The organism is Beduini massiliensis, from assembly GCF_000829905.1.
GTDB lineage: Bacteria > Bacillota_I > Bacilli_A > Erysipelotrichales > Coprobacillaceae > Beduini > Beduini massiliensis.
This window is the reverse complement of record NZ_CDPP01000005.1, coordinates 185568-208891: the sequence shown is the minus strand read 5'-3', so window position 1 is coordinate 208891 and position 23324 is coordinate 185568. Positions and strand designations below refer to the sequence as shown.

Here is a 23324-nt window from a genome sequence, read left to right as displayed (position 1 = left end):
ATCTCTCTTACTTTTCCATCTTTAGACACAAAAACGGTCAATTCTCATTTGTTGACCGTCTCTTACTTTTTAACGTTTATAGTTTTTTACTGCTCGCACTGGAATACACATTCTTTCTGCCACTTCTTCATCACTTAGCCCCATTGCAACAAATCGCTGACATACAACCTTCATGTTTTCACCGACTTCAATGATGTGCCCATCCGGATCAAAAAAACGAATAACACGCTGTCCCCATTCACATTCCATTACGGGATGGACATAGTGAATCTCCTTCATTCCATGAAGTTTTTCTAAATACTTATCAAACTGATCCTCTTCAAAATAAATTTCAGTATCATTGCCTTGATAGGTCACTTCTTGTTGAACAAATCCTTTCCAGCTCTCTTCAGTCTGCAATGCCAATCCTCCACTTAAGACAACATGCCCATCTAAATCCGCCAATACTCGAAGTCCAATCACTTTCGTATAAAATGCTTTTGCTTTTTCCATATTTTTTACCACTAACATACATGTTTTCATTTTCATCGTTCTTCCCTACTTTCTTTATTTAAAGTTTAAACCCTACAGCAGCTGTAAGGTCAACTCTTTTTTACAGGAATCATCAATTCCGTTACAAATTCATCCATATTAGAGGTTAAAGAATGATCAATCAAATAATTTTCGATGGCTGCCCCATTCATCTCATATCCGTGCGTATTCATCCAATCCAGCATTAGTCCATAGGTTTTTGGTTCTTCTTCGTAAGCTCCATGATGCAGAGCTGATAATACCCATTCTCCACCAAATTCCCGAACCTGTGCCTCTTGCGGATCTTCTAGCACTACCTCTACTGCCACCTCAATGTCTGCATTCGTCGGGTCAAATTGCCGATAATCATCGTAATAAATCGCTTTAATGGGCCCTGACGGCAATAAGTTTTTCTTTTTTAAAAGATGATTCAATTCGGCAAAACGACGCATGAAATCTTGAGGGGTACCCCCATCTTTTTTACGAATGAATAAAACTGTTTTCTTTTCAAGAAACTTTAAGTGAATATTCATTGGTGCATTGATGTATTGGATGATATCCAATTCCTTGCTTAAACGTTCTTCTATTTGGATCAATCGTTGAATAGTTTGATGAACTTCTTCTCTTTTTTTAACGATGTTTTTTTCACTAAAACGAATCGAATCAGACTTTAGTTTTTCTTTTATTTCATTAAGAGAATACCCCTCGCTCTTAAATTGACTAATGATATTGATTAGCAATAACTGTTGAGAGGTGTAATAACGATAGTTCGTCTCAATATCTTTTTTCTCAGGTTTTAAAAGACCGATTTCATCATAGTAATGTAATGTCCGGATGGGAATTCCACATATTTTAGATATTTCTCCGATCGTATAATATTCTTTTGCCATAAAATCAGCCCATCCTTATATTCTGTTGAAAAATCAATAAAGATAATCCATACAAAAGCATAATATGAAGCGGATAAAACAGATAAAACGCATATTTCAAAGATAATCCTCTTTGATGATTATAGAAAGCGACCGGAATCATCGCCAAAAAAGCCGGCAGTTCTGTGATGGAAAGCAGACAGAGAATAATACAGGCAAGTCCTACAGATAAGACCGGCTTTTCACGAAAAAAGTAAATCACGATAATACATAAGATTCCATAAGCACTATAATCTCCACCGATTACTACAACACTGCCACAGGCTAAAAAGGTAATGAACAGATAGCTCATACAGAAAATCAGAGGACTTTTTACCCTCTCTTTTATCCTATCAAAGCCATACATCGCTATAACGCCAATCAATAATGTAAAAAATACATTTTGATAGTGCATATTCCATTCACCAAAGAAAGCATAATCAAAGGGAATCTCCGACAGAACAGCTAAGATTCCTAAGTTGCGCATGTATTTGAGTTTGCTGTGGGTATGGTAAAAGCCTTCTACCAATAAAAAACAAAACAGCGGAAAAGCAATACGACCGATGCTTCGCAAAACGAAATCCAATATCAGCCAGCTTTCCTTTATTTCTCCTATTCCTAGCTGCATTGGCAGATATAGTTTTCTTTCTATTAAAACTCCCCCAATATGATCCATCAGCATGAACACGCATGCGATGATCTTAATCGAACTGTTGCTTAACCCCATTCTTTTTTCTGACATGATATCCTCCTGAACTAGTAAAATGAAAGATATCGAACCTAATGATCCGATATCTCTGTTCTAACCACTGACTCCCAAATATTCCTCAAGAGTGGTTTGACGATTGTAAATTTCTGTAGCGGCATCAATCCCGACATAACGAACATGCCATGGTTCGTACATATATCCGGTAATGGCTTCTTTCCCTTCCGGATAACGAATGATAAACCCATATTCATGAGCATGTGCCGCCAGCCATTTTCCTTCCGGTGTTGTTCCATAATTGTCATCTACTGCCCCAATATCAAAGCATAATCCGGTTTGATGTTCTGAAAATCCTGGTCGTGCCGAATAACGATCGGCTGCAGCTTGTCCATCTGTGGCAACATAATCATTGTATAATCCGACCTGATAATCATAACTGCGCCATCCACTAATCAAAGGAATATCATAACCTGCCGCATTTGCTCCTGCCTGCAAAGTTTCTAAAGCGGTTGACGCTTCTTCATTCCATCCGCCAAAATCTGCAGGAATACCATATTTCTTATTTACGATCAAAATACCATTTATATAAGTTGGCTGGATTTCGTCATTATTCCCACTTGTAAGCTGATCCTTTGCCACTACTTTCAATGTATAAGTGGCAGTTGTACGATTCCCGTTTTGATCGACCGCTTCAACATTTATTGTATATTCCCCTGCATTCGCAAGATCAGCATTGCTGCTTGCGGTATAATAGTTCACTTCATCTTTGCTCGGATCCGCTTTATATGGCAGTGCTCCATCAACCACATCACTGGCAGATTCAACATTTGCTGCAAGATCATAACTTTGCCCAACCGTTATCTCAACAACTTCTTGACGCAAAGTAATCTGTGGATTTTGTGTATCTTTAATTTCTACTGTGTACTCAACTTTTTTCTCTTTATCTTTAGATTTTAAAACAAATTCAATCTTTTGAGGTCCCACTTTCGAAGTATCAATCACCGGATAGATGACTTCATCTGCTTTAAATGAAGCAACTAAAGATTCTGCCTTGATATCGGCAGTTCCATATTCGATTGTTGTTTTATTTTCCTTAAATTCTATAGATAAAGCTGGCTTTTTATTCAAAATAATAAATAATGCCGCCGCAACAAATAAAATAACAACAACAACCAAAGCAATCCATGCCTGTGGTCGCACCTTTCTTTTTTTCATGTGACTCACTCCTTTATTTCATATTCTTTTTTATTCTAGCATAGTTCGTCGATAATAGACAGTATTATTCAATCGGAATCCCTAATGTCTCTTTTATCACCTTTGCAATCATTGGCATTCGCTCCGCTTCAAACTGCGGATACATCTTAAACCAGCGCATATTCAGCGGAGAAGGATGCGGCAAGATAAAGGCCGGTTTCCCATTAAGCCAGTGATCCTTAAAAATCATTTCTGTAAACTTCTCTTTAGGAAAAAAGTAATGAGCGGCATAACGTCCAATCAAGATATAAATTTCATTTTCCACACAGGCCATTTCCTTTAATAACCATTTATCCGCACAATGCTTAGGAGGTTTTTGATCTCCCCCGTTTTTTGCTTTACCGGGATAACAATGAGCAATCGATGTTATATAAAAACACATTGGGTCATAGAAAACCTCATCACTGAGCTGATACCATTGTTCACGCAAACGTTTCCCACTCGGATCATTGAAAGGGAGCCGTGTTTCATGAACTAATTTAGAAGGCGCCTGCGAAATTTGCATGATTTTCGCTTCCTTTTTACCAAATGCAATAGGATGAGGTAAATAACCAAATCTTTCCTTGCAATCATGACAGGTTTGGATTTCTTTTTGTAGTTTTTCTAATGTATCATAGGACATAAAATCAACCTTTCTGTTTTCATTGTAGCATGTTCTTTTTATGACGTATACTTTTCTAATAATAAAAACTTCGGGCTCCCGAAGTTATGGTGCTAAATAATCATTTAAAGAAGTATCTCCAAAAAACGTATTTGCATTATATAAAAACAACAAATCGGTAATGCCCTCATCTTGAATCAATTGATGAACATCGCCAAAATAATAACGCGGATCAATCATCACAATTTTTTCATAATGAGGTGCCAAAAATGGAACAAAAGCATTCGCATAAGAATCTTTAAAAATCAATAATCGCTGTTCTGATTCGGAGTCTGTCGCAATATCTACTCTAGCAAAATTTCCGCCCATAAAAGCTGCATATTGATCTTTTGTTGACAATTTGCTTTCATCATAAAAACTCACTGTCTTCTTTTTTTCTTCCACATAAGAAATAGTATAATGTGTCTGATCATCACCAACATATATTTGAATTTGATCTGGCTGACTTACGGGATAACCACTTTTACTTGCGAGCGTACCGATAAAGTTATCACTGATATAATAATTCGTATATTGAGGGGATGTAAAGCCATTCTGCAAGGCAAATGCTTGATAAACATAATAGGCATTCAAACTGGTCCAGTGGTGATCCGTATGGTAATACAAGTATTCTTGATCATGTTCCTTTAAAAGTTCAGAGAGATTCGGTGCATAATCTACGTTTAACCCCTCCAAAAAGCGCTGAATGACAACCTCCTGATCCAACGGTTTAGCAAGGGAAGGCAGATTATCCTTTTGTAAAGAGATGGCATTTGGCACCAGCAACATGGACGTATTCAAATCCTGATATCCCTCTAAAAAGGTTTGCAGACGCTCTTTAAGCTGAGTTATCTGTTCATCGTCAAAAGGTTTAAAATCTTCAAACATCTGGTCGTTTTTCCCAATATAAACATCATGAAAATAACGTTTGCCAGATAAGTAATCCAATTTTGTTTTTAATGTCACTAACGAATTACGGAAAGGAAACTGATCAGAAAGATAACGATCTTGTTCAGATTGAAAATCTTTGTTCATATAAGCTTCACTGTTTAAATTCGGTCTTGTCTGCAGTACCCGGTTCTCCGATTCCGAAAAAGTTTTTTGTTTGCCAAAATAAATAACCAATGGACAAAGAAATAAAATAAATGTGATGATAATAATGATTGATTGTTTAGATTTCATCTTTTTTCTCCTTTATCCTAGAATGCTGCATATAAAAATGACTGATACGTTGAATTCAAAAGAGCGGCAATACAAAGAAATAGCAGGCTCACTAAAATAACGGTACATATCCAATGTCCCTGTGCCTCCCCATGAAGACGCTGATACATTTTCCCCGGTAACGGAAATATAAAGACTGTTGCCAATAGTAAAATCAACCCATAATTTTGAAGCAGCCAAAGCGTATGATGCAAAACAAAACCCTCCGCTCCAAACATCGCCCCTAAATAGCGAAAAGCTTGCTGAATTGTGGGACTGAAGAAGAACACCCAACCGATCATCACAAAAAAGAAAGTTGAAGCCCATTTCAGCCAATGAGGCAGCCTTAACTTAGAAATACCGTATTTCTCAATCAGCAGCATTACCCCATAATATAATCCCCAAAAAATATAAGTCCAGCTGGCTCCATGCCATAAACCCGTCGTCATCCAAACGACTAAAATATTCACAATATGTCTTGGCAAAGGAACACGATTGCCCCCCAGCGGAATATAAATATAGTCTCTGAACCACTGGCTTAGTGAGATATGCCAACGACGCCAAAAATCAGAAATGCTTTGTGCTATATAAGGATAATTAAAGTTTTCCATCAGTTCAAAACCGGCAATCTTCGCTAGTCCCAATGCCATGTCACTATACCCACTAAAATCAAAATAAATCTGCAGTGTAAAAGCAAAAACAGCAATCCAAACTGTATAAAAACTTAATGTTCCATCCGCAACAGCCAGTCCGTAAAGGACACTTAAACTATCCGCAAGCAAAACTTTTTTAGAAAGCCCAATAATAAAGCGTTCAATGCCTTCACTTGCCTTAGAAAAACTCACTTTACGATGATATATTTGATGAAAAAAGGGTTCAAATCGTTCGATTGGTCCCATTAATAATTTAGGGAAGAAAGAAACGTATAAAGCATATTCAAAAAAGCCATGCATTGGGCGGTTTTCATCTTTATAATAATCAAATAATACAGATAATACACTAAATGTAATAAATGATATCCCTATTGGCAAAGGAATCGGTTCAAATTGAATTTTAAAATGAAACAAGCCGCCAATCGTCGTTAAAATAAAACCATAGTATTTAAAATAAAACAATAGGAACACATTAACTAAAATTCCTTGTATAAATAAGGATTTTCTTCTTTTCCCGGTTTTTTTATTCATGAAGCTAAGCAAGATAAAATTATAGGTCATCAAAAGAATTAAAAAGAAGAAATGATGGGGATCTCCCCAAGAGTAAAAGAATAAACTGACAAAAAGCAATATCCCATTACTTTTTTTAATGGATAAAAACAATGAACAAAGAATAAATAAAGGCAAAACAATAAACAAGAATGTAAAACTTGTAAATGACATTTAGATCACCTTAGCGATATCTTTCCAAATGGTTTCCGCATTGGGACTGATGATCAAAACGACATAGCCTTTTTTATCACGAATGCGGCTTTCTTTTAATAAAGCCGTCTGATCAGGACCATAACCTTCGAATATCTTTATTCTTTTGTCTATTCTTTTTTCCATTGCTTTTTTTACTTCTTCTCTTTGTGCACTGTTTTTTACTTTCACAACCATAATTTCATTTACTTCTGTCGATTCCTTGGATTCATAAAGCAAAATGCCGTCATAATCGTCACTGCGCAATCCGTAATCCTGATTGACATTGCGTGTTGATGCCAAAAAAACATTTTCTGATTCTATATAATCATCAAGATATGGCTGTATTTTATCTATCGTTACTAAACTGATTTTATAGCGAAAAGGATAAGCGAGCATCACTACTGCAACAGCTATTAAAAACAAACTAAATAAACGATCTTTTCTCATGCTCTCCTCCTATAAATCGGCTTCATCTGCCATATAACTTAACCATTTAGGGAAATATGAATATCCCGGATGGATACCATCTGATTGATATTGCTCCATATCATTAGGGTCCACCAAAAAACCAGGATCGATAAACTTTACCCCTAAACGCTCACACATTGTTTTTAACGCCTCATTGAATTCTAAATAACGATGATTATATTCATTGACACTTTGTCCCTTGCTTGTTAAGGGAGTAATAGCCACCACATAAAGGTCCGTTGCTGGCAAAGAGGCTTGTAAATCATGGATTAGTCCCTCATAAGCATCAATCCAACCATCAATATTCCCACGAAAAGCCGGCATGTCATTTAAACCATATTGTAAAAACAAGGTTTGGGGACTCAACCCTTTTACAACAGCGACATCTTCTTCATTATTGCCGACTGTGCGCCCTCGTTTACTGACAACTTGATTAGGATTTAACAGCTGATAATCCAAAAGTGCCATCGCCATTGAATCCCCCATAATAATTGCATTCTCATAGATTTGCTTAAAATTAAGATCTTCCCTCTTATTTGCACGTTTTCGTTTCTGTGCATTGGAAATGCTTGTTTCTACGCTGGCTAAATCACGTTGAGACATTTCTGCTATTTTTTCTCTTCCTAGAGCGACCTCATCGGGATATGTCATTTTTTTAGGTGAAAAAATAAAAACAGAAGCGACAATCACAAGTACAACGAATATTATTATTCTTCCTTTTTTCATATCTCTCACCCTTCCCTAGCATATCACTTATAGAGTATCATATTCCACATATATAGCCAATCAATATTCTTAAAAATGTCATTTTTTACCGAACTGTAAAATGACTTGGAACGATTAAAAAAGATATCCTGCGATATCTTTATTTATGGATTGATTTTAAAGAAGCATGTGATTTTAATTTACGTCTTCTAAAGATCATCTTAAAATCACGCCAGCAAAATGGAATCAGCGGATATAGATAACTTTCTTTAGATATCGTTTTACTGCGATAAAGAATCCATCCCATGATGACCAATCCTATCCATAAGCCCCATTTAGGCAGTAAGGCAATCAAGATCAACAACATTACACGCATGAATTTGATGCCATAGCCGAGTTCATAACTTGGCTGTGTGAAATTGGCTAATGCGACAAACGCCATATATAAAATAACTTCCGGTGCAAACCAACCAGCTTCCACCGCAAAATCTCCTAAAATCAATGCCCCAATAATACTAAAGGAGCTGCTTAAGGAACTGGGGGTATTGAGCGAGGCTAATTTTAATGCATCAATCCCAAATTCCAACATTAAAAGCTGAACGATAATAGGAATATTGTGGGCATTGCCAATCAGTGTAAATTGCAAAAAGGCCGGTGTCAAGCTCGGATTTGTATTAAAATAATACCAAATCGGACTCGCTAATAAAGTCACAATAAAAACACCAATGCGAATAATACGCAGATAAGTCCCCGTTAAAGGCGGCAAATAATAATCCTGAGCTTCCTGAACAAAGTCAAAGAAATATGTTGGCAGGATCATCACACTAGGGGAATTATCGATAATCACGATGATTTTGCCTTCTAGTACATTGCTGCTGGCGGTATCCGGACGCTCTGTATAACGTACTTTTGGAAAAGGACTATACCACTTCCCTATGACCAATGCTTCAGCTAAACTTTCCTGTGCCATTGTCAAAGCCTCTACCTGAATATCTGCCAACTGCTTTTTGATGCTGGATAATATTTCCGGTTTAACAATACCATCCATATAACATAATACAATATCCGTTTTGCTTCGTGTTCCTACGCTGGTATATTCCATTCTTAATCGCGGGTCACGTATGCGTCGACGAATCAACGCCGTATTAAATACTAATGTTTCAACAAACCCATCCCGTGAACCTCGTAAAACCCGATCATCTTCCGGTTCCTGCATTCCTCGTGTCGGATAGGTACGAGCATCAATGAATATTCCTGCAGAAAATCCTTCCACAAGCAACACGATCGTTCCCGATAGGATTGCCTGTACCATCATTTCTATCTCTTCATTGACTTCTACTTCTACATAAGGAATAAGCTGAGCGGAAAACTGTTCAATCGTTTTGAGCTGATCCATTTTAATAGCAGTTCCCATTAAAAACTGCATCAATCGTTCAATAATATCATCTTTCACATAACCATCTATAAAATAAAAAGAGAGTTCCTTTTTTTGAATGGTCAAGGTTCGCTTTACAATGTCAAAGTTAATCTCAACATCTAAAATTCGATCTAATTCATCAACACATTGCCAATAATCTTTTTTATCCATTTTATCACCTATTATTAAGATTGACTTATTTAAGTAAAAGTATACAAAAAGCAGGAGTAATAATCTCCTGCTGTTTATTTTCTGTTTTTTCGCATCCACTGATACGCAAAATCTGTTATGGACTGTATCTCTAACAAACGTGCTTCTCCCTGCCCCACTTTTCCAATCTGAACATGATGTTCTTTTTCGTAATCCTTGCCAATTTCTTCAAAATCTTCATCATTATAGTCAATTTCACGAAAACTGACCCATGTTGCTTTTTTGTCTTGCATCATGCTGGCGCCGGTATCTACCCATTTAGGATTCTCTAACCACGTTTCTCCTAAATGCATACAGGTACAATTACCATACCCTACTCCTAATAATAATACTTTGGCATTTTTTTCATACAATCGGTATAACGGTGACTGTTTTCCAAATCCAGGCGTCAAAGCATGATTCTCTAATAAAACTTTTGCTTCTGGACCACGGGCAATAAAAGACACTTGAGGATGATAAGAACGCTGCGACCCGGGATAATGGCGAAAAAGATCGGCAATCTTGCCCATTTGCCTTGTGGGAGTCAAGATTGGATCAAAAGGTGGCATATGCATTCTGATTTTCTCTATCCATTCTTTAGGGACAGGAGGTGCCTGCCAATTTTCAGGATCTGAATTTTCACCACTGAAACTAGGCATTACCAAGGTTCCCTCTTCCCCCAATGTTTCAATCAATGCTTCTACCACACTGACTTCTCTGCCAATGATCCAGCCCAACTTTGAAAGTGATGCATGCACAAGCAAACAATCCCCCTTTTGAACCCCTAATTCTTTTAAATCTTGAATTAAATCTTCTTTAGTATACGCTTTTTTACTTCCTTCTATAATTTCATATTCACGCATAGTTTCACCCGCCTTTCTTTCATTCTAACAAACTTAGCCTCATTTTCATAGTTGTATCGCATAAGAAAAAAGCAAGGTAATCAAAAAAATTGATCAAACCTTGCATTGTATTTTATTCCATATAATCATGATTAAAAGCATTCTCACTATTTGCATTCATTATATCCGCATTAAGATAAGGAATAAAGACGTTATTTTCTTTATCCATTTGGACAACTCCATAACTTACCAATTTTTAGATGACTCTTGCGTAATATCTTTTTTCCATTGCTTCCGCCACAGATTGCCGTTATCTCCATTAACAAAAACAGACATTAGTTTCTCTCCCATACGCATTATAAGAAGAGATAGTTTATTTCTAAACCTATCCCATAATAGTTATGGAAGATTTTATCATATCTACTTTAGCAATGACAAGAGATTAACAATAACAGATATTATTTTATAGTCAGCCGTTTATCACAAGCATGGATTAAATATCAATCTCTTCACTTTATACTAAATGATTCATTTCTATAGACTAAATTATAAAACTGATTAAAGTCCTTTTTAAATAAGTTTGCTTTTTCCTATTTTAGAGAGACTTTAAAATAAACGCTAAGGCATGAGCAGTAAAACTTTCCCGACAGGTCATAAAATCTTTTTTACCAAAAGTCCATGTCTCTTTAGCATTTAGCGGATGGGCATCAGAAGCCATTAAAATAACGGTGCTTTTTTTATTATAATAATGACATACTGTCAAAAAAGCAGAAGACTCCATATCCACACCTACACAGCCTTGTGTACGCCAGTATGCTTCCTTTTTAAAGGTTTGACGATAAATAGCGTCTGTTGTGACAGTAGGTACTAAATAAACAGTTTGAAGCGTTTTAAAGTATTGATACACTTGCTCCTGCCTTAACTTATCCGTTTCAACAAATTCGATATCGGATATATAATGGCGCGATGTGCCTTCTTCACTCAAAACCCGATTGGGAATCACAATATCGCCGACTTCGACAATGCCGTCAAATACGCCACACAGCCCTAATAGATAAAACTGTTCAACGCCCAATGCTATAAGTGTTTCTATTGTATCGGCAATCATCGGTGCTCCCGCTCCGCCATGAAGAAAACAGATATCCTCGTAACCATCTATTTTATAAACTTCTCCGCCCGACAAAAAGCGAGGTAATTTCTTTAACCAAACTTTCGCATGATGCTTTGACTTCAAAAAATCTAACCCATATCCATAGCAAAACACGACGGCTCGTTTAGGAAAAATAGGAACCGATTGCCCATGCTGCATATCATGAATCTGATCAAAAGCCGTAATGACCGGGCGACTATCATCTTTATCTAATCTGAATTTCATCTTATTTTACTTCTCCGTTTAAAGTTTCATAGACGGTCCTTTGCAGTTCTTTTACTTCCGGACTGTTTGGATTGTCGACATCTTGTTCAAATTTATCCATTGAATATGCCCAATAAACCCCCCCGCCATAGCCATTTTCTTTAACCCAGTTCATCTTCTCCTGAGTTATTTTAGGAGTGGCATCTTCATAACCCTCCCATTTTTTGTAGTAAGGGACTAAATAAGGGCCCCCTTCGTTATAAAAAGGAATCCCTAAGTTTAATTTTGCCCGGTGTTCAGGTGTATCGTTAACCTTATGAATATGCTTTTTCATATTATCTTTTACATATGACATCGGAGCTTGACTTCTGCCGCTTCCCGAATCATAGTCATAGCACATTACGTTCATATAATCCAGTGCTTCCAATCCTTCTTCATCAACCCATGGGAGCCCTGAAGCAATTGTCAGCAATTTACTCTCATCAGGATAACGTTCATCTAACTTAGCACGGAATTCCTTCAGCAAAGCAATTCCATCTTTTTCACAGGTTGGACAAGAAGCAATTGTTCCCCATCCGCCGTTATTTGGATATTCCCAGTCTAAATCGATGCCATCCAATTGAAATTCATCGATCAAATCCATACAGCTTTCAATAAATTCATTTCGTCCTTTTGATGTTTGTGCCATATAGCAAAAACCATCTGAATCCCAACCACCAATCGAAAGCAATATATTCAGATCCGGTTTTTGTTCTTTCAGAGCGACTAAAGCATGAAGATAGGGCTCACCGTTTACTATAGATTTCATTTCTTCAATCCAACCGTTCACTGTTGCCCGGTAATGATAATTTCCATCATCGGGGTCTTTATAAGCCTCTTTTGACGCTACATTTCCATTCATTAAGGGGCGCCCGTCATATCCCGGATCATACTGATAAGCTTCAATCATGCCAAAGGCAAAATTAATATGAGTGACATAGCGTGTATCCACTGCCGATGTAACCGTTTCTCCATCTTCTCCGATCCAACGCCAATTTTCTGATGCCGGCACAGTGACATAGGCAATTGCTCGATATTCCCCCTCTTTAACGAGTGATTCTTGTTGCTTGGGGACCGAACAGCCACTTAACCATACCGAAATCAAAAGTAAAAACAGAATTTGTTTTTTCATTCAAATCTCCCTTTCTATCTATTTCTATACCTCTATCATACACCTTAAAGCTTCCTTTAGGTCAATGCTTTTTTCTTTAACACCAGTGTATTCTGGTCCCCATGATTCACTATAATATGCATTAATATTAAAAATATCATTGTATTGATCCCATTCAGAATTAAACCAAGCAAAAAAAACATTCTTTTACTTTATCCTCACGCATAAAATCACCTCTATAAATTCAAATTTGTATATAATTTAACTTTCATCATAAATGCTTTCTAATCCATATTTATTTACCACTAACAAGAAACAAAAACTTATTAAAGTTCCAACAATGCCATAAATTGCATCTATTATATCAGTAGTATTCATAAAACCCATTATTGTTTCACACAAAATATTTGCTATAACAATAAGCAACCCTAACAAAATTATTTTTTTAAATGATATTTTTTGTAACATCCAAGTAAATCCAACACCTAGATAAAACACTAAGCTTAATGAAAAATTTGTAATATGAGAATTAATTTCTGTATTGATTACTACTATATTACTATTTAAAACACTTGCCCAACGTATAATTGATAGCATTGTAGCTATTAAAACTAAACTATTAAAAACAACTTTCGTTGACTTTTTTGGTTTCAACATATTATCCCTGGCTATGCTTTTTTTAAAAAAATTCAAATTTCCCATAAAAATTCTCCTTTACAAATTCTAATTTATGGGGATATTATACCTTAATCATAGGCAATACACAATTTTATTTGTTCTCAATATTCTTATTTTGATGAGGTGGAATTGATTGTTGTTTTCCATTCTTTAAGATTATATCCTCTGCTTTGATATACCAATCAACGTCCGCACCCATGTAGGTAGCAGTTGCTACAGTATCAGCCACAGGATTGATGATTTCCACCTCTGCATTGTAATCAAACTCCTTTAATGGCACACTGGCAGGTATGGAAACCTGTATCATACAGCCTTTTTCTTTACATTTCAAATCATAGGTACGCTCTTTGACTTCTGTTGAGGGTGTGCCGTCCTTATCTGTTGTGTAGATACGGTCAATGCCGTTTCCTGTAATCTGGAAACGCAACCCACTTACAATGCCATCTTCGGACGCTTTCTTTAATTTAATATGTCCGATTTTTTCAGTGTGTAGCTTGAAGTACGCAGGAACAGCTTCACGAGAACCAGTCACATCTAATGAAGTATGGTTTTGCTGTGTAGAGTTATACCAGTATTCGGGCGTACCAGAAACTAAAGAAGGCAATACGTCTTTAGGCAGGTTCTTATTGGCTTTCAATGTGATTGTATCGAGCTGCTTTTCTGTTGGGGCGGATAACACCAACTTATTACCGTTTCTTTTTACGCTCACGCCAGAAGCTGAAAAGTCAAAATACTTCAATACGTTTCCGCTGTCCTCTAAGGTCAATTCAAAATTGCCTGTGTTCATGTTGTATTTCATTTCATAATCTTTAGCCTTGCCAGCACTAGAAGCTGTAAAGCTGGGAATAACATCGTAGCTTTCCATGTTGGCACGAATTTGATTATAGATACTGCGTGCGGTTGGGTTATCTTGCAAAAGATTGTCTGCAATTCTGCTTTCCCATGACGTACCATATTGACCGCCTGTAATGACCCATACCATAGCTTGCGTTGCCATAGCATTGTCAAGCCATGAGCCACCATACAGATTGCCTGTATTTTCATTGTAGCCAAAGACCAAGGCACGCTGTAATAGCTTTTGTTGTGCTGAACTGATGTCAGGGTGGGTGTGTTGATGGCTGTAACTGTCACCTGTATTGCATGGTATACTATACTGAATGCAATAGACGATTTTTTCCAAGCCACTGCTATCTACATTCATTTTAAAAGTCCACCAGTCTTTATATTTTGTATCACTTCCAAATAGTGAGGGATAACTACTGTCAAACTGATAACCATATTGTGGGTGTTTTTCCAGACGGATAACGCTATTTGATGAAGCGTGTACCTGCGTGGCAGGTAACGAAGTAAAGAGTGTTGCTAGTGTCAGCGTGGCAGTCAGCAACCGTTTAAATATTTTCTTCATGTAATGCTCCTTTCATTGGGTAATAAAATAGTCGTCCATTTCTGAACGGCTGGAAATAGAAAAGGAACGCTTCTTTATAGGCGTTCCATAGTCTATATGCTTTATTCAATTTTGATGTTTCAATACTGATGTGCTGTACCATATCTTTGCATTGCTTGGACTTATCAACGTATCAAGGCTCATTAGTAAGTAGTAAATAAGTAGTAAAATGAGTTCTTTCGTCCTTTGTAAATGCGATAGATACAGTGTTTTAGGGGATAATCAAGATTTTACTGTTTTTTTGAGTATAAAAAAGATTTCAGGGTATCCTGAAATCTCCTATTATTCTTTACCGCTCCAGCAATAAGTACATAATTTACATGGTTCAAGACCAATCGATTCAATCAAATCATCTAAACGATGGTATTTTAGTGATGTAAACTTCAAACGTTTACAGATTTCATCTAGCATTGCTTGATATTTAGGATGATCCGGATCAGCATATTGAAGCAATACTTCTTCACTGACATTATCTGTTCCTTCAAGGTCACGGATTACTCTTCTGGTAATCAAATCCATTTCTGAATTTGAACGTGAGAAATTCAGATACTTACATCCAAACAGCAATGGCGGACATGCTGGTCTGACATGCACTTCTTTTGCACCACTCTGATATAAGAATTCTGTTGTTTCTCTTAATTGAGTTCCACGTACGATAGAATCATCAATCAGCAATAAACTTTTATCTTTGATCAATTCCTGTACCGGAATCAATTTCATTTTTGCAATCAAATTTCTTTGTCCCTGACTTTGGGGCATAAATGAACGTGGCCAAGTCGGTGTATACTTAATAAATGGTCGGGCAAAAGGAATCCCTGAACGATTCGCATAACCTACTGCGTGTGCAATTCCTGAATCAGGTACCCCGGCAACACTATCCGGTTTAGCATCGTCACGCCCCGCTAAAAGATCACCGCAGCGATTTCTCATCACTTCCACATTAATCCCTTCATAAGTAGACGTTGGATATCCATAATATACCCATAAGAACGAACACATTTTCATTTGATCTGATGGTGCCTGTTCCTGTTTGATCTCGTCTTCGGTCATAAAAATAATTTCTCCCGGACCTAGATCTTTTTCATGATGATAACCTAAATTCAAGAAAGCCGAACTTTCAAAAGTAACGCAATGGGCATCTTCTTTTGTGCCAATAATAACTGGTGTTCGTCCAAATTTATCACGTGCACAATAAATTCCATCCGGTGTCATGATCAAAATACTCATTGATCCTTTTACCACCTTTTGAACATGTTTGATCCCATCAACAATCGTATCTTTTTGATTGATGATTGCCGCTACCATTTCCGTAGGATTAATCACGCCCCCGCTCATTTCTAAAAAGTGAGTCGTTCCATAAGCAAAACAATTTTCCTTTAATTCTTCTAAGTTATTGATACGTCCAACCGTTGTAATAGCAAATGACCCTAAATGAGAATTTACCAACAATGGTTGAGCTTCATTATCTGAAATACAGCCAATTCCAATCTTTCCAACAAATTCATCCACATCTTTTTCAAATTTTGTTCTAAAGGGTGAATTTTCAATATTATGAATAGAACGATTAAATCCATCCGGTCCATATACAGCCATTCCCCCTCTGCGGGTTCCTAAATGCGAATGATAATCTACTCCAAAAAATAAGTCCATGACACAATCGTTTTTTGATGCTACGCCAAAAAATCCACTCATCTCGATAACCTTCTCCTTTAACCATAGTTTACTTATCTATTTTAGATGATTTTTCGACATAAGTCTACATTTTGTTTCCAACAATTACGATAACTTATAAAAGAAAGCGCAAACACTTTATGTATTCTCCTTTCTTTTATCCCAAATTGTAATGAAATAAACAAATTTATATTCCTTTAAAAAATACATATATCTAAACAAGAACAGCTGAAAAATCATTTTTACGACTAGATGATTAATGAATAAATAAAAGAAAAAACTCGAAGTTTAAAAAGGAAATGCCTTTTCATAAGACATTTCCTTTTATCGTGATTCATTAAAATAACAAATCTTAGCACAAAGATGATCTCCTACTTCTAAAACCGCATAACTAGGACCGTTTCTACTGTTGCATCGCCAAAGTGCACCGGGATTAAGCAGCAATACAGAATCTAAATATTCTTTTCTGGGAACATGGGTATGTCCAAAGCAGACAACATCCACATTTAAAGACTTTGCCAGCTTAATCAATTGTCTGTCTCTTTTTGCAGAAGGATACTGATGACCATGCAGAATAAGGAGTCTATATTTTCCTATTTCCAGCACCAATTGTTCGGGAAAACTGTTTATTTCATCATTATTTCCACGGACAATCTGAAATTGCGGATAATCTTTCTGATTTAACAGAAAATCCCCGCAATGAATATAATAGTCCGCCTTGGGATAACGTTTTAAAATCTCATCCATGCGCTCTGCTTTCCCATGTGAATCACTGACGATAACAACGATCATTTTCTACCTCTGCTTATTTTTCAGATTCTTTATATTTTCCAATATCCCGACAGCTCAGCATAACCGCGTCTTTCGCCTTCCATTTTACATGTGAGGCATCTACATCCACCCATACTTTAAGATAAGGATTATATATTTCGACATTTTGATTTTCTTTACCACTTAAAAGTAATTTAAGCGGACAAAACGAACAGGGTGAAGTCCGCTGCATAAAAATTTCATAACAGCACATTCCTATTTTCGCTTCCGGGCATAACTCCATTGTCTTTTTATTAATAAATAACAGTTCATAAGTTGCCGGATCAATGACATAGATCCATGAATTTTGATTATTTAATAAATCCAACAATCCGTTAGATTCTTGTCTCAATACTGATTCTGCCCTGTTTTTTAGTAAAAATACACTTAGGATTTCCGATATAAACACTAAAGTTTCAATTTGATCTTGTGTCCAGTAACGATTCTGTCGACATTCATCAAACCCTACATAGCCTTTAAATTTCCCATTATCTTGAATTGCACACTGAAGCATGGATTTTATGCCTTGCTTTGCCACCACTTCATAATGATATTCAGGCAGTTGATGAATATCCGTACAGTAAAAAATTCCATCTTCATTAAAATTATCCATATAATTTCTGCCCAGCTCATCCTTATAGGCAACTCGCTTCAAACTCTTAATCTGTGGCTCCACACCCTCATTACACCATTCAAACGTATTCATACAATAAGCATCGTTTTCAACATTTTCAAATATATAGACACGACTTACATCAAACTGCAGACCAACGATTTCTAAAATAGATGAGATTGCCCCAGACAAATTTTTTGAATTATAAAGCACCCGAAATACATATTCTGTCAGCTGACCGCTCAGCACCTTATTATTTTCATTAGAATCAATGGTTTCATTTACTACTGAGCTAACTTTAGTATCTCCTATATATTCTTTAATAATCGATTCATCATAAAAAGCATATTGATTTTTTCCAGCCTTTTTCGCATGGTAGAGTGCCTGATCCGCTTTTTGAAAAAGCGATTTAAAATCATCTCCATCTTTTGGCACCAACGCAATACCAATACTGCACGAAATCGGGACCTGTTTATCATGGTTTAACTGTAGTTCATGCATTTCATAGATCATTTGCCCAGCTTTACTTTTAATTGCTTCGATATCCTGCCCATCTTTTACAAAAATAATGAATTCATCTCCGCCAATTCTTCCAATAATATCATGATGATGAAATACGTTTTTCATTCTTCTGGCAATATCACTTAATATTGCATCACCAAACAAATGCCCTAGACGATCGTTGATTTCTTTAAAATTATCAATATCAATGATCATCAATGCATGGGTTCTTTCTTTATCCAATTGAGTTAAAATACTTTTAATCTGTCGTTGAACAGTCATCTTATTATAAATACCTGTCAACGCATCTTCCTGTGAACGGTTTAATAAAAATTGAGAATGCTTTTTTTCCTGATCGATATCAATAATAATGCCGATTGCTCGGATTGGTTGATCCTCTTTATCAAACTGTACGCTGACACGCACACGCCACCAACAGTATTGATGATGAGTATTCATCAAACGCAGTTCTTCTTCAACATAACTGCTTTTATTTCTGATTTTATCAAGCAAACAATTCAATTTAGGAAGATCTGCCTGATAAAAAAGAGGACGACATGTTTCCAGTATAAATTCTTTGATATTGTTTTTAGGTATTGGCTGTGTAATTATTCTTTCCAAACCTCTTGAATATTTCAAACAATCCTTTCTAATATCCCAGTCAAATACGACATCATTGGTCTGGTCCATAATAATATCGTAGCGTTCTAATGCCAGGCTTAGTTCTTCTCTTACCTTTTTTTCTTCTGTGATATCTATAATAATGCAGTAAAAGGATGGATAGCCTCCTTGTGGATCTTCAATCAATTGTCCTTTATCCAAAACCCATAAGGAATAATGTTCTTTATGTAAAATACGATATTCGATCTGCTTAGTATTGCCAAGTGACATTTGCCGTTTTACTTCTTTTTCAATACTTTCACGATCACGTGAATCAATCATCTTTCTAAAACTGTCTTGAAATAAATCTTTTATTTCCTGACGAGTATATCCGAGCATTTTTAAAAAGCCGTCACTGACGTATTGCAGCGTCAGAGCCTCATCATCTAAACAGCGGAAAATCCCCCCGGGAACATTATTGGTTAATACTTCCAGATCATCATTCACTTGTTTTAATCTTAAAGCATCAAGATTCTCTTTCTCCTTATCTTTCTGCTTTGTCTTTTCTTTAATAAAAGCAGAAGTGGCTTTTGTATTCATTTTAGTGCCCTCCTGCTTGATCATCATTAAAATAGCGATTTTCAAAATCAGCGGCACTGATTGGTCTGCCAAATAGATATCCTTGAATATAATCCGGTGACGCCTGTTTAACCACATTATACTCTTCAATCGTCTCTACCCCTTCAACACACACTTTTAAATCAATGATATGTGCAAGCTTGACGATATATTCCAAGAAGGTATATTCATAGCTGCCTTGATTGATTCCTTGAATAAAACTTCTGTCGATTTTAATAATATTCGCTGAAAGTTCTTTTAGATGACTCAGCGAGGAATAGCCGGTGCCAAAATCATCAATCGCAATCCCATAGCCCATATCCTGAATATTCTTGAATTCTTGATTTAAAAAATGCAGATTGGGCACCCAGCAGCTTTCTGTCAGCTCTAAAATGAAATTTTTTGCGGAAAGCTTGCGATAATCATTGTTTTTCAAATATTCAAGCAATGAGTTTTCTTTAAGTTGAGTGTAAGAAACGTTGATGCTCATGATAAAATCAGGATCATATTTTTGCCAATGTTTGCATTGCTTAACAGCTTCCTCAAACACCCATTTTCCCACTTCAATAATCAAGTGACTTTCCTCTAACAACGGGATAAATTCAATCGGTGACACTTCTCCGTGTTCAGGCGAATGCCAGCGCAGCAAAGCTTCGGCTCCGACCACCTTTTTAGTCTCCGTGTCAATTTGAGGCTGATAAAACATTTCAAACTCATCACAGCCACGGCTGACACAAGCATGCAGACTTTCTTGCATTTCAATAATCTTTAAACGACGATTATAAATTTCTTTAGAAAAGAAAATCAGTTGGTTTTTCCCATTCATCTTAGCGATTTCAACAGCTCCCTCTGCCTGCCTTAACAATCGCTGATAGTTATCTCCGTCATGAGGAAAGAAACAGGCCCCGGCGGATAGAGAAACAAACAGTTTATGTCCATCCATCATAAATTGATTAGTGATATAAACTTGGATATTTTCATAAATCATTTCGATATCTTCTTTTGTGCCGTCTTTCATTAAAAAAGCAAATTCATCTCCATCCAAACGATAGATTTGACAATCTTGAGGCAATAAGTTAGATAATTGTGTTGAAATTAAATTTAATGCCCGATCTCCAAAAGCATAGCCATGGCGTTCATTGATATTCTTAAAATTATCAATATCCAAAACCACAACCAACCCTTTGACATCCGAACTTAAAAGATAGTTTAAATCGCTCTGAAATTGAGCACGATTCATTAACCCCGTTATATTATCAAACTTATTTTGCTTTCCAATGTTGGAAATACGCCCTACCATAAAAAGAGGACGCTGATTTTCATCTTTATTCACTTTCCCTCGGCAAGATACCCATATGATGTGTCCGGCTCTATTATAAATACGGTATTCCATATCATGATAATCCTTTTTCCCATCACCAATTAATTGCATATCATCTAACCAACGCTGACGATCTTCTGGTACCATGATGCCTGCCCATTCTTTCACAACGTCATTCTTAATTCCTTCATCGATATTAAAATCAACATAAGCATTATCCGATATATAAAAATATCCTCTTTGGATATCCCACATATAAAGATAATCGTCTGTCGTTCTTGAAAACAAATCAAAGAAATCTGCTGCAGTTAGCCCTATATTTTTCATCATATTACGCATATAGTTGCCTCCCTTTACTCTCTATGTTCATTATATCCTAAATTTATTGGCAATACTAGGTTGTTTGATGAAAAGAAACACAAGTTTATCCAGATTTTATCCCCTAAGTTTAAATAATACAAAAAAAGAACCATCCTTCTTTAGAATGGTTCTAAAACGTTTCTATTTTGCTTCTTTTACTTCGCCTTTTCTCTTTTTAATAAAGTAGAATACAACGCCTGCCACAACTAAGATACCTACAGCACTTCCACCTATGATATAAGGAGTCTGAGCTTGTTTTGGCTGATTAGCTAATGGTGTTTCATTTTCTTCTACCACTTCAGTTTCAGGAGCATTTTCAGGAGTTTCATTAACTAATTCTCCGTTTTCATTTACAACTAGCGGCGTTTCATTTTCTGGTACGGTAATCACTGTTCGCCCAGTCATATAATCAATCGTTACGGTTGTCCCGGTTGGCGTTTCGACTACTCCACCGTTATTTCCAGGTAAAACCACCACATCCTGATTGGCTAAATCTTCTGCATTACGATAAATGAATGTATAACTGCGTCTTGTTGAATAAAATTCATGTGTATATTCAGTATCTTGTCCAGATAATAAGACATATTGATTTCCATTTGCTTCATAAGCAGCAGGTACTGTGATTGTTAACCCTTCATTTATATTCGCTGTTGCTTTGGTCGTAAATAAGATTTTGTTTTCAGTTAAATCATAATAGGAAATTGTCACCGGATATTCTTCAATATTCAAATCTTTTTCATGAAAGTAAACATTATACTGACGTTGGTTTGAACTGAATTGATGAGTAATCGCTGTCGGTTGTTCCGGTGCCAAAATGTAGCTAGCTCCGCCATTGCTTAAACTTCCCGGAATTTCAAATTTAACTGTTTTGTCTACACCTACGGTTTGATAGTGACTTTCAAGAATCTTTCCAGTTGTCACATCAACATACTGTACATAAACATCATAAGGCTGATTTTGATCAGTAACTTCTTGCTTATATTGAATCGTATAGTTTTTAGTAACTTCTCCATACGTATGACTGATGGTGTTGTTGTCTGCTAATTGGTAAGATGAAGTTCCTGCTTTAAAAGTAGAAGGGGCTTCATGGGTTACTGTTTTCCCACTTTGTACAGTCAATGTTTTTCTTGCCAATAAAACATCTCCGGCTCTGTAATCAACAGTTATATAATAAGGCAAATTAGCACTTTCTTCTTGGATCTGATAACGTACATAATAGGTATTGGCACCATCATTATAAGATTGAGAAATATCGCCTTGATCCGCCATTAATGTATACGTACGGCTGTTATGGGTAATAGTTTGGGGAACTTGATAATATCCGCCATTTGCTTCGCTTACTGTAAAAGTATCGCTTGATTTAATGGTATTGCCATCTTGATCTAAGAACACAACTTTTGATTGATAATCATCACGTGCTTGTAATTCATATTCGAATACAATCGCATCTGTTCCGTAAGGAACTTCTTTATAGTTCAAACCATCTTTCACGTTGTAAACACGTCCATTTAAAGGAATAGATACAGGCGCACTTGCACTTGCTCCATTGGCATTGCAAGTCACATAAGTCATGTCCTTTAATGAAGTTCCATTACTTTGATAATATACTTTAATACGGTAAGAGGCAATACTTGCAACCGCCGCTGAATAATTTCCATCCGTATTATTTTTTAATTGAAACATAATTGTTCCGCCATCTCTATTCAAACGAATCTCATGCGTATTGCTTCCATTTGCCGCAATATTTACAGTTGCTCCACTTTCGTTTGTATCTCCAGAAACACTATAAGTATAATTCTTTGCTGTGCTATCATTATTATTTACAGTAAATACACGTACATAGGGATCATCACTGATTGCTGTCGAAATCGTCAAAGCCTGAGCAGCATGAACTCCTTGTACAAATATAGTCATTGTTGAAAAAACAACAGTTAATGTTAATAAAAGTTTTAATAGTTTATTGTTCAT

At 36.3% G+C, this 23324-nt stretch carries 20 protein-coding genes; all 20 read right to left on the bottom strand.

Annotated elements, in window-relative coordinates:
- Nucleotides 1–69: 69 nt before the first annotated feature.
- The 20 genes from BN1225_RS07730 to BN1225_RS07635 all read right to left on the bottom strand — a co-directional run bounded on the left by BN1225_RS07730 (nucleotide 70) and on the right by BN1225_RS07635 (nucleotide 23324).
- Complete coding sequence (locus BN1225_RS07730; RefSeq protein WP_041139236.1) at nucleotides 70–528, bottom strand: VOC family protein; 459 nt, start codon at nucleotides 526–528, stop codon at nucleotides 70–72.
- A 53-nt stretch (nucleotides 529–581) separates the two neighbouring features.
- Complete coding sequence (locus BN1225_RS07725) at nucleotides 582–1400, bottom strand: MerR family transcriptional regulator (protein ID WP_041139235.1); 819 nt, start codon at nucleotides 1398–1400, stop codon at nucleotides 582–584.
- Between the two features lie 4 nt (nucleotides 1401–1404).
- On the bottom strand, nucleotides 1405–2160 hold the full coding sequence (locus BN1225_RS07720; protein WP_041139234.1) for a TraX family protein: 756 nt from the start codon (nucleotides 2158–2160) through the stop codon (nucleotides 1405–1407).
- A gap of 60 nt (nucleotides 2161–2220) precedes the next feature.
- Nucleotides 2221–3339, bottom strand: coding sequence for a M15 family metallopeptidase (locus tag BN1225_RS07715; RefSeq protein WP_041139233.1), 1119 nt, complete (start codon nucleotides 3337–3339; stop codon nucleotides 2221–2223).
- Between the two features lie 64 nt (nucleotides 3340–3403).
- Entirely contained in the window at nucleotides 3404–4000 is a 597-nt protein-coding gene (locus tag BN1225_RS07710; RefSeq protein ID WP_041139232.1) for a uracil-DNA glycosylase family protein, read from the bottom strand.
- Between the two features lie 84 nt (nucleotides 4001–4084).
- Complete coding sequence (locus BN1225_RS07705; RefSeq protein ID WP_052466474.1) at nucleotides 4085–5200, bottom strand: DHHW family protein; 1116 nt, start codon at nucleotides 5198–5200, stop codon at nucleotides 4085–4087.
- 17 nt (nucleotides 5201–5217) lie between these two features.
- Nucleotides 5218–6594: an MBOAT family O-acyltransferase gene (locus BN1225_RS07700; RefSeq protein WP_041139231.1), complete on the bottom strand. Its 1377-nt coding sequence runs from the start codon at nucleotides 6592–6594 to the stop codon at nucleotides 5218–5220.
- Complete coding sequence (locus BN1225_RS07695; protein ID WP_041139230.1) at nucleotides 6595–7062, bottom strand: DUF4358 domain-containing protein; 468 nt, start codon at nucleotides 7060–7062, stop codon at nucleotides 6595–6597.
- A gap of 9 nt (nucleotides 7063–7071) precedes the next feature.
- The gene (locus BN1225_RS07690) at nucleotides 7072–7809 is read right to left on the bottom strand and encodes an SGNH/GDSL hydrolase family protein (RefSeq protein WP_052466472.1); all 738 of its coding nucleotides are present in this window, start codon (nucleotides 7807–7809) and stop codon (nucleotides 7072–7074) included.
- Nucleotides 7810–7948: 139 nt separating this feature from the next.
- The gene (locus BN1225_RS07685) at nucleotides 7949–9376 is read right to left on the bottom strand and encodes a spore germination protein (protein WP_041139229.1); all 1428 of its coding nucleotides are present in this window, start codon (nucleotides 9374–9376) and stop codon (nucleotides 7949–7951) included.
- A 74-nt stretch (nucleotides 9377–9450) separates the two neighbouring features.
- Nucleotides 9451–10257, bottom strand: a complete 807-nt coding sequence (locus tag BN1225_RS07680) for an AAC(3) family N-acetyltransferase (RefSeq protein ID WP_041139228.1) — start codon at nucleotides 10255–10257, stop codon at nucleotides 9451–9453.
- Between the two features lie 574 nt (nucleotides 10258–10831).
- Nucleotides 10832–11611, bottom strand: coding sequence for a nucleoside phosphorylase (locus tag BN1225_RS07675; protein WP_052466471.1), 780 nt, complete (start codon nucleotides 11609–11611; stop codon nucleotides 10832–10834).
- Nucleotide 11612: 1 nt separating this feature from the next.
- On the bottom strand, nucleotides 11613–12761 hold the full coding sequence (locus tag BN1225_RS14100) for a glycosyl hydrolase family 18 protein (RefSeq protein ID WP_052466469.1): 1149 nt from the start codon (nucleotides 12759–12761) through the stop codon (nucleotides 11613–11615).
- A gap of 240 nt (nucleotides 12762–13001) precedes the next feature.
- Nucleotides 13002–13442 carry a hypothetical protein gene (locus BN1225_RS07665; RefSeq protein ID WP_082029311.1) on the bottom strand — a complete coding sequence of 147 codons (441 nt, stop codon included), beginning with the start codon at nucleotides 13440–13442 and terminating at the stop codon, nucleotides 13002–13004.
- A gap of 67 nt (nucleotides 13443–13509) precedes the next feature.
- Entirely contained in the window at nucleotides 13510–14823 is a 1314-nt protein-coding gene (locus BN1225_RS15205) for a DUF961 family protein (protein WP_187117544.1), read from the bottom strand.
- A gap of 321 nt (nucleotides 14824–15144) precedes the next feature.
- Nucleotides 15145–16554 (bottom strand): amidophosphoribosyltransferase, encoded by a 1410-nt coding sequence (locus BN1225_RS07655; protein WP_041139227.1) that lies wholly within the window; start codon nucleotides 16552–16554, stop codon nucleotides 15145–15147.
- A 303-nt stretch (nucleotides 16555–16857) separates the two neighbouring features.
- Complete coding sequence (locus BN1225_RS07650; protein WP_041139226.1) at nucleotides 16858–17325, bottom strand: metallophosphoesterase; 468 nt, start codon at nucleotides 17323–17325, stop codon at nucleotides 16858–16860.
- Nucleotides 17326–17338: 13 nt separating this feature from the next.
- The gene (locus BN1225_RS07645; RefSeq protein ID WP_187117543.1) at nucleotides 17339–19729 is read right to left on the bottom strand and encodes a diguanylate cyclase domain-containing protein; all 2391 of its coding nucleotides are present in this window, start codon (nucleotides 19727–19729) and stop codon (nucleotides 17339–17341) included.
- Nucleotides 19659–21335: a putative bifunctional diguanylate cyclase/phosphodiesterase gene (locus BN1225_RS07640; RefSeq protein WP_041139225.1), complete on the bottom strand. Its 1677-nt coding sequence runs from the start codon at nucleotides 21333–21335 to the stop codon at nucleotides 19659–19661. The genes BN1225_RS07645 and BN1225_RS07640 overlap by 71 nt, the downstream gene beginning before the upstream one ends.
- A gap of 162 nt (nucleotides 21336–21497) precedes the next feature.
- Nucleotides 21498–23324: a hypothetical protein gene (locus BN1225_RS07635; protein WP_041139224.1), complete on the bottom strand. Its 1827-nt coding sequence runs from the start codon at nucleotides 23322–23324 to the stop codon at nucleotides 21498–21500.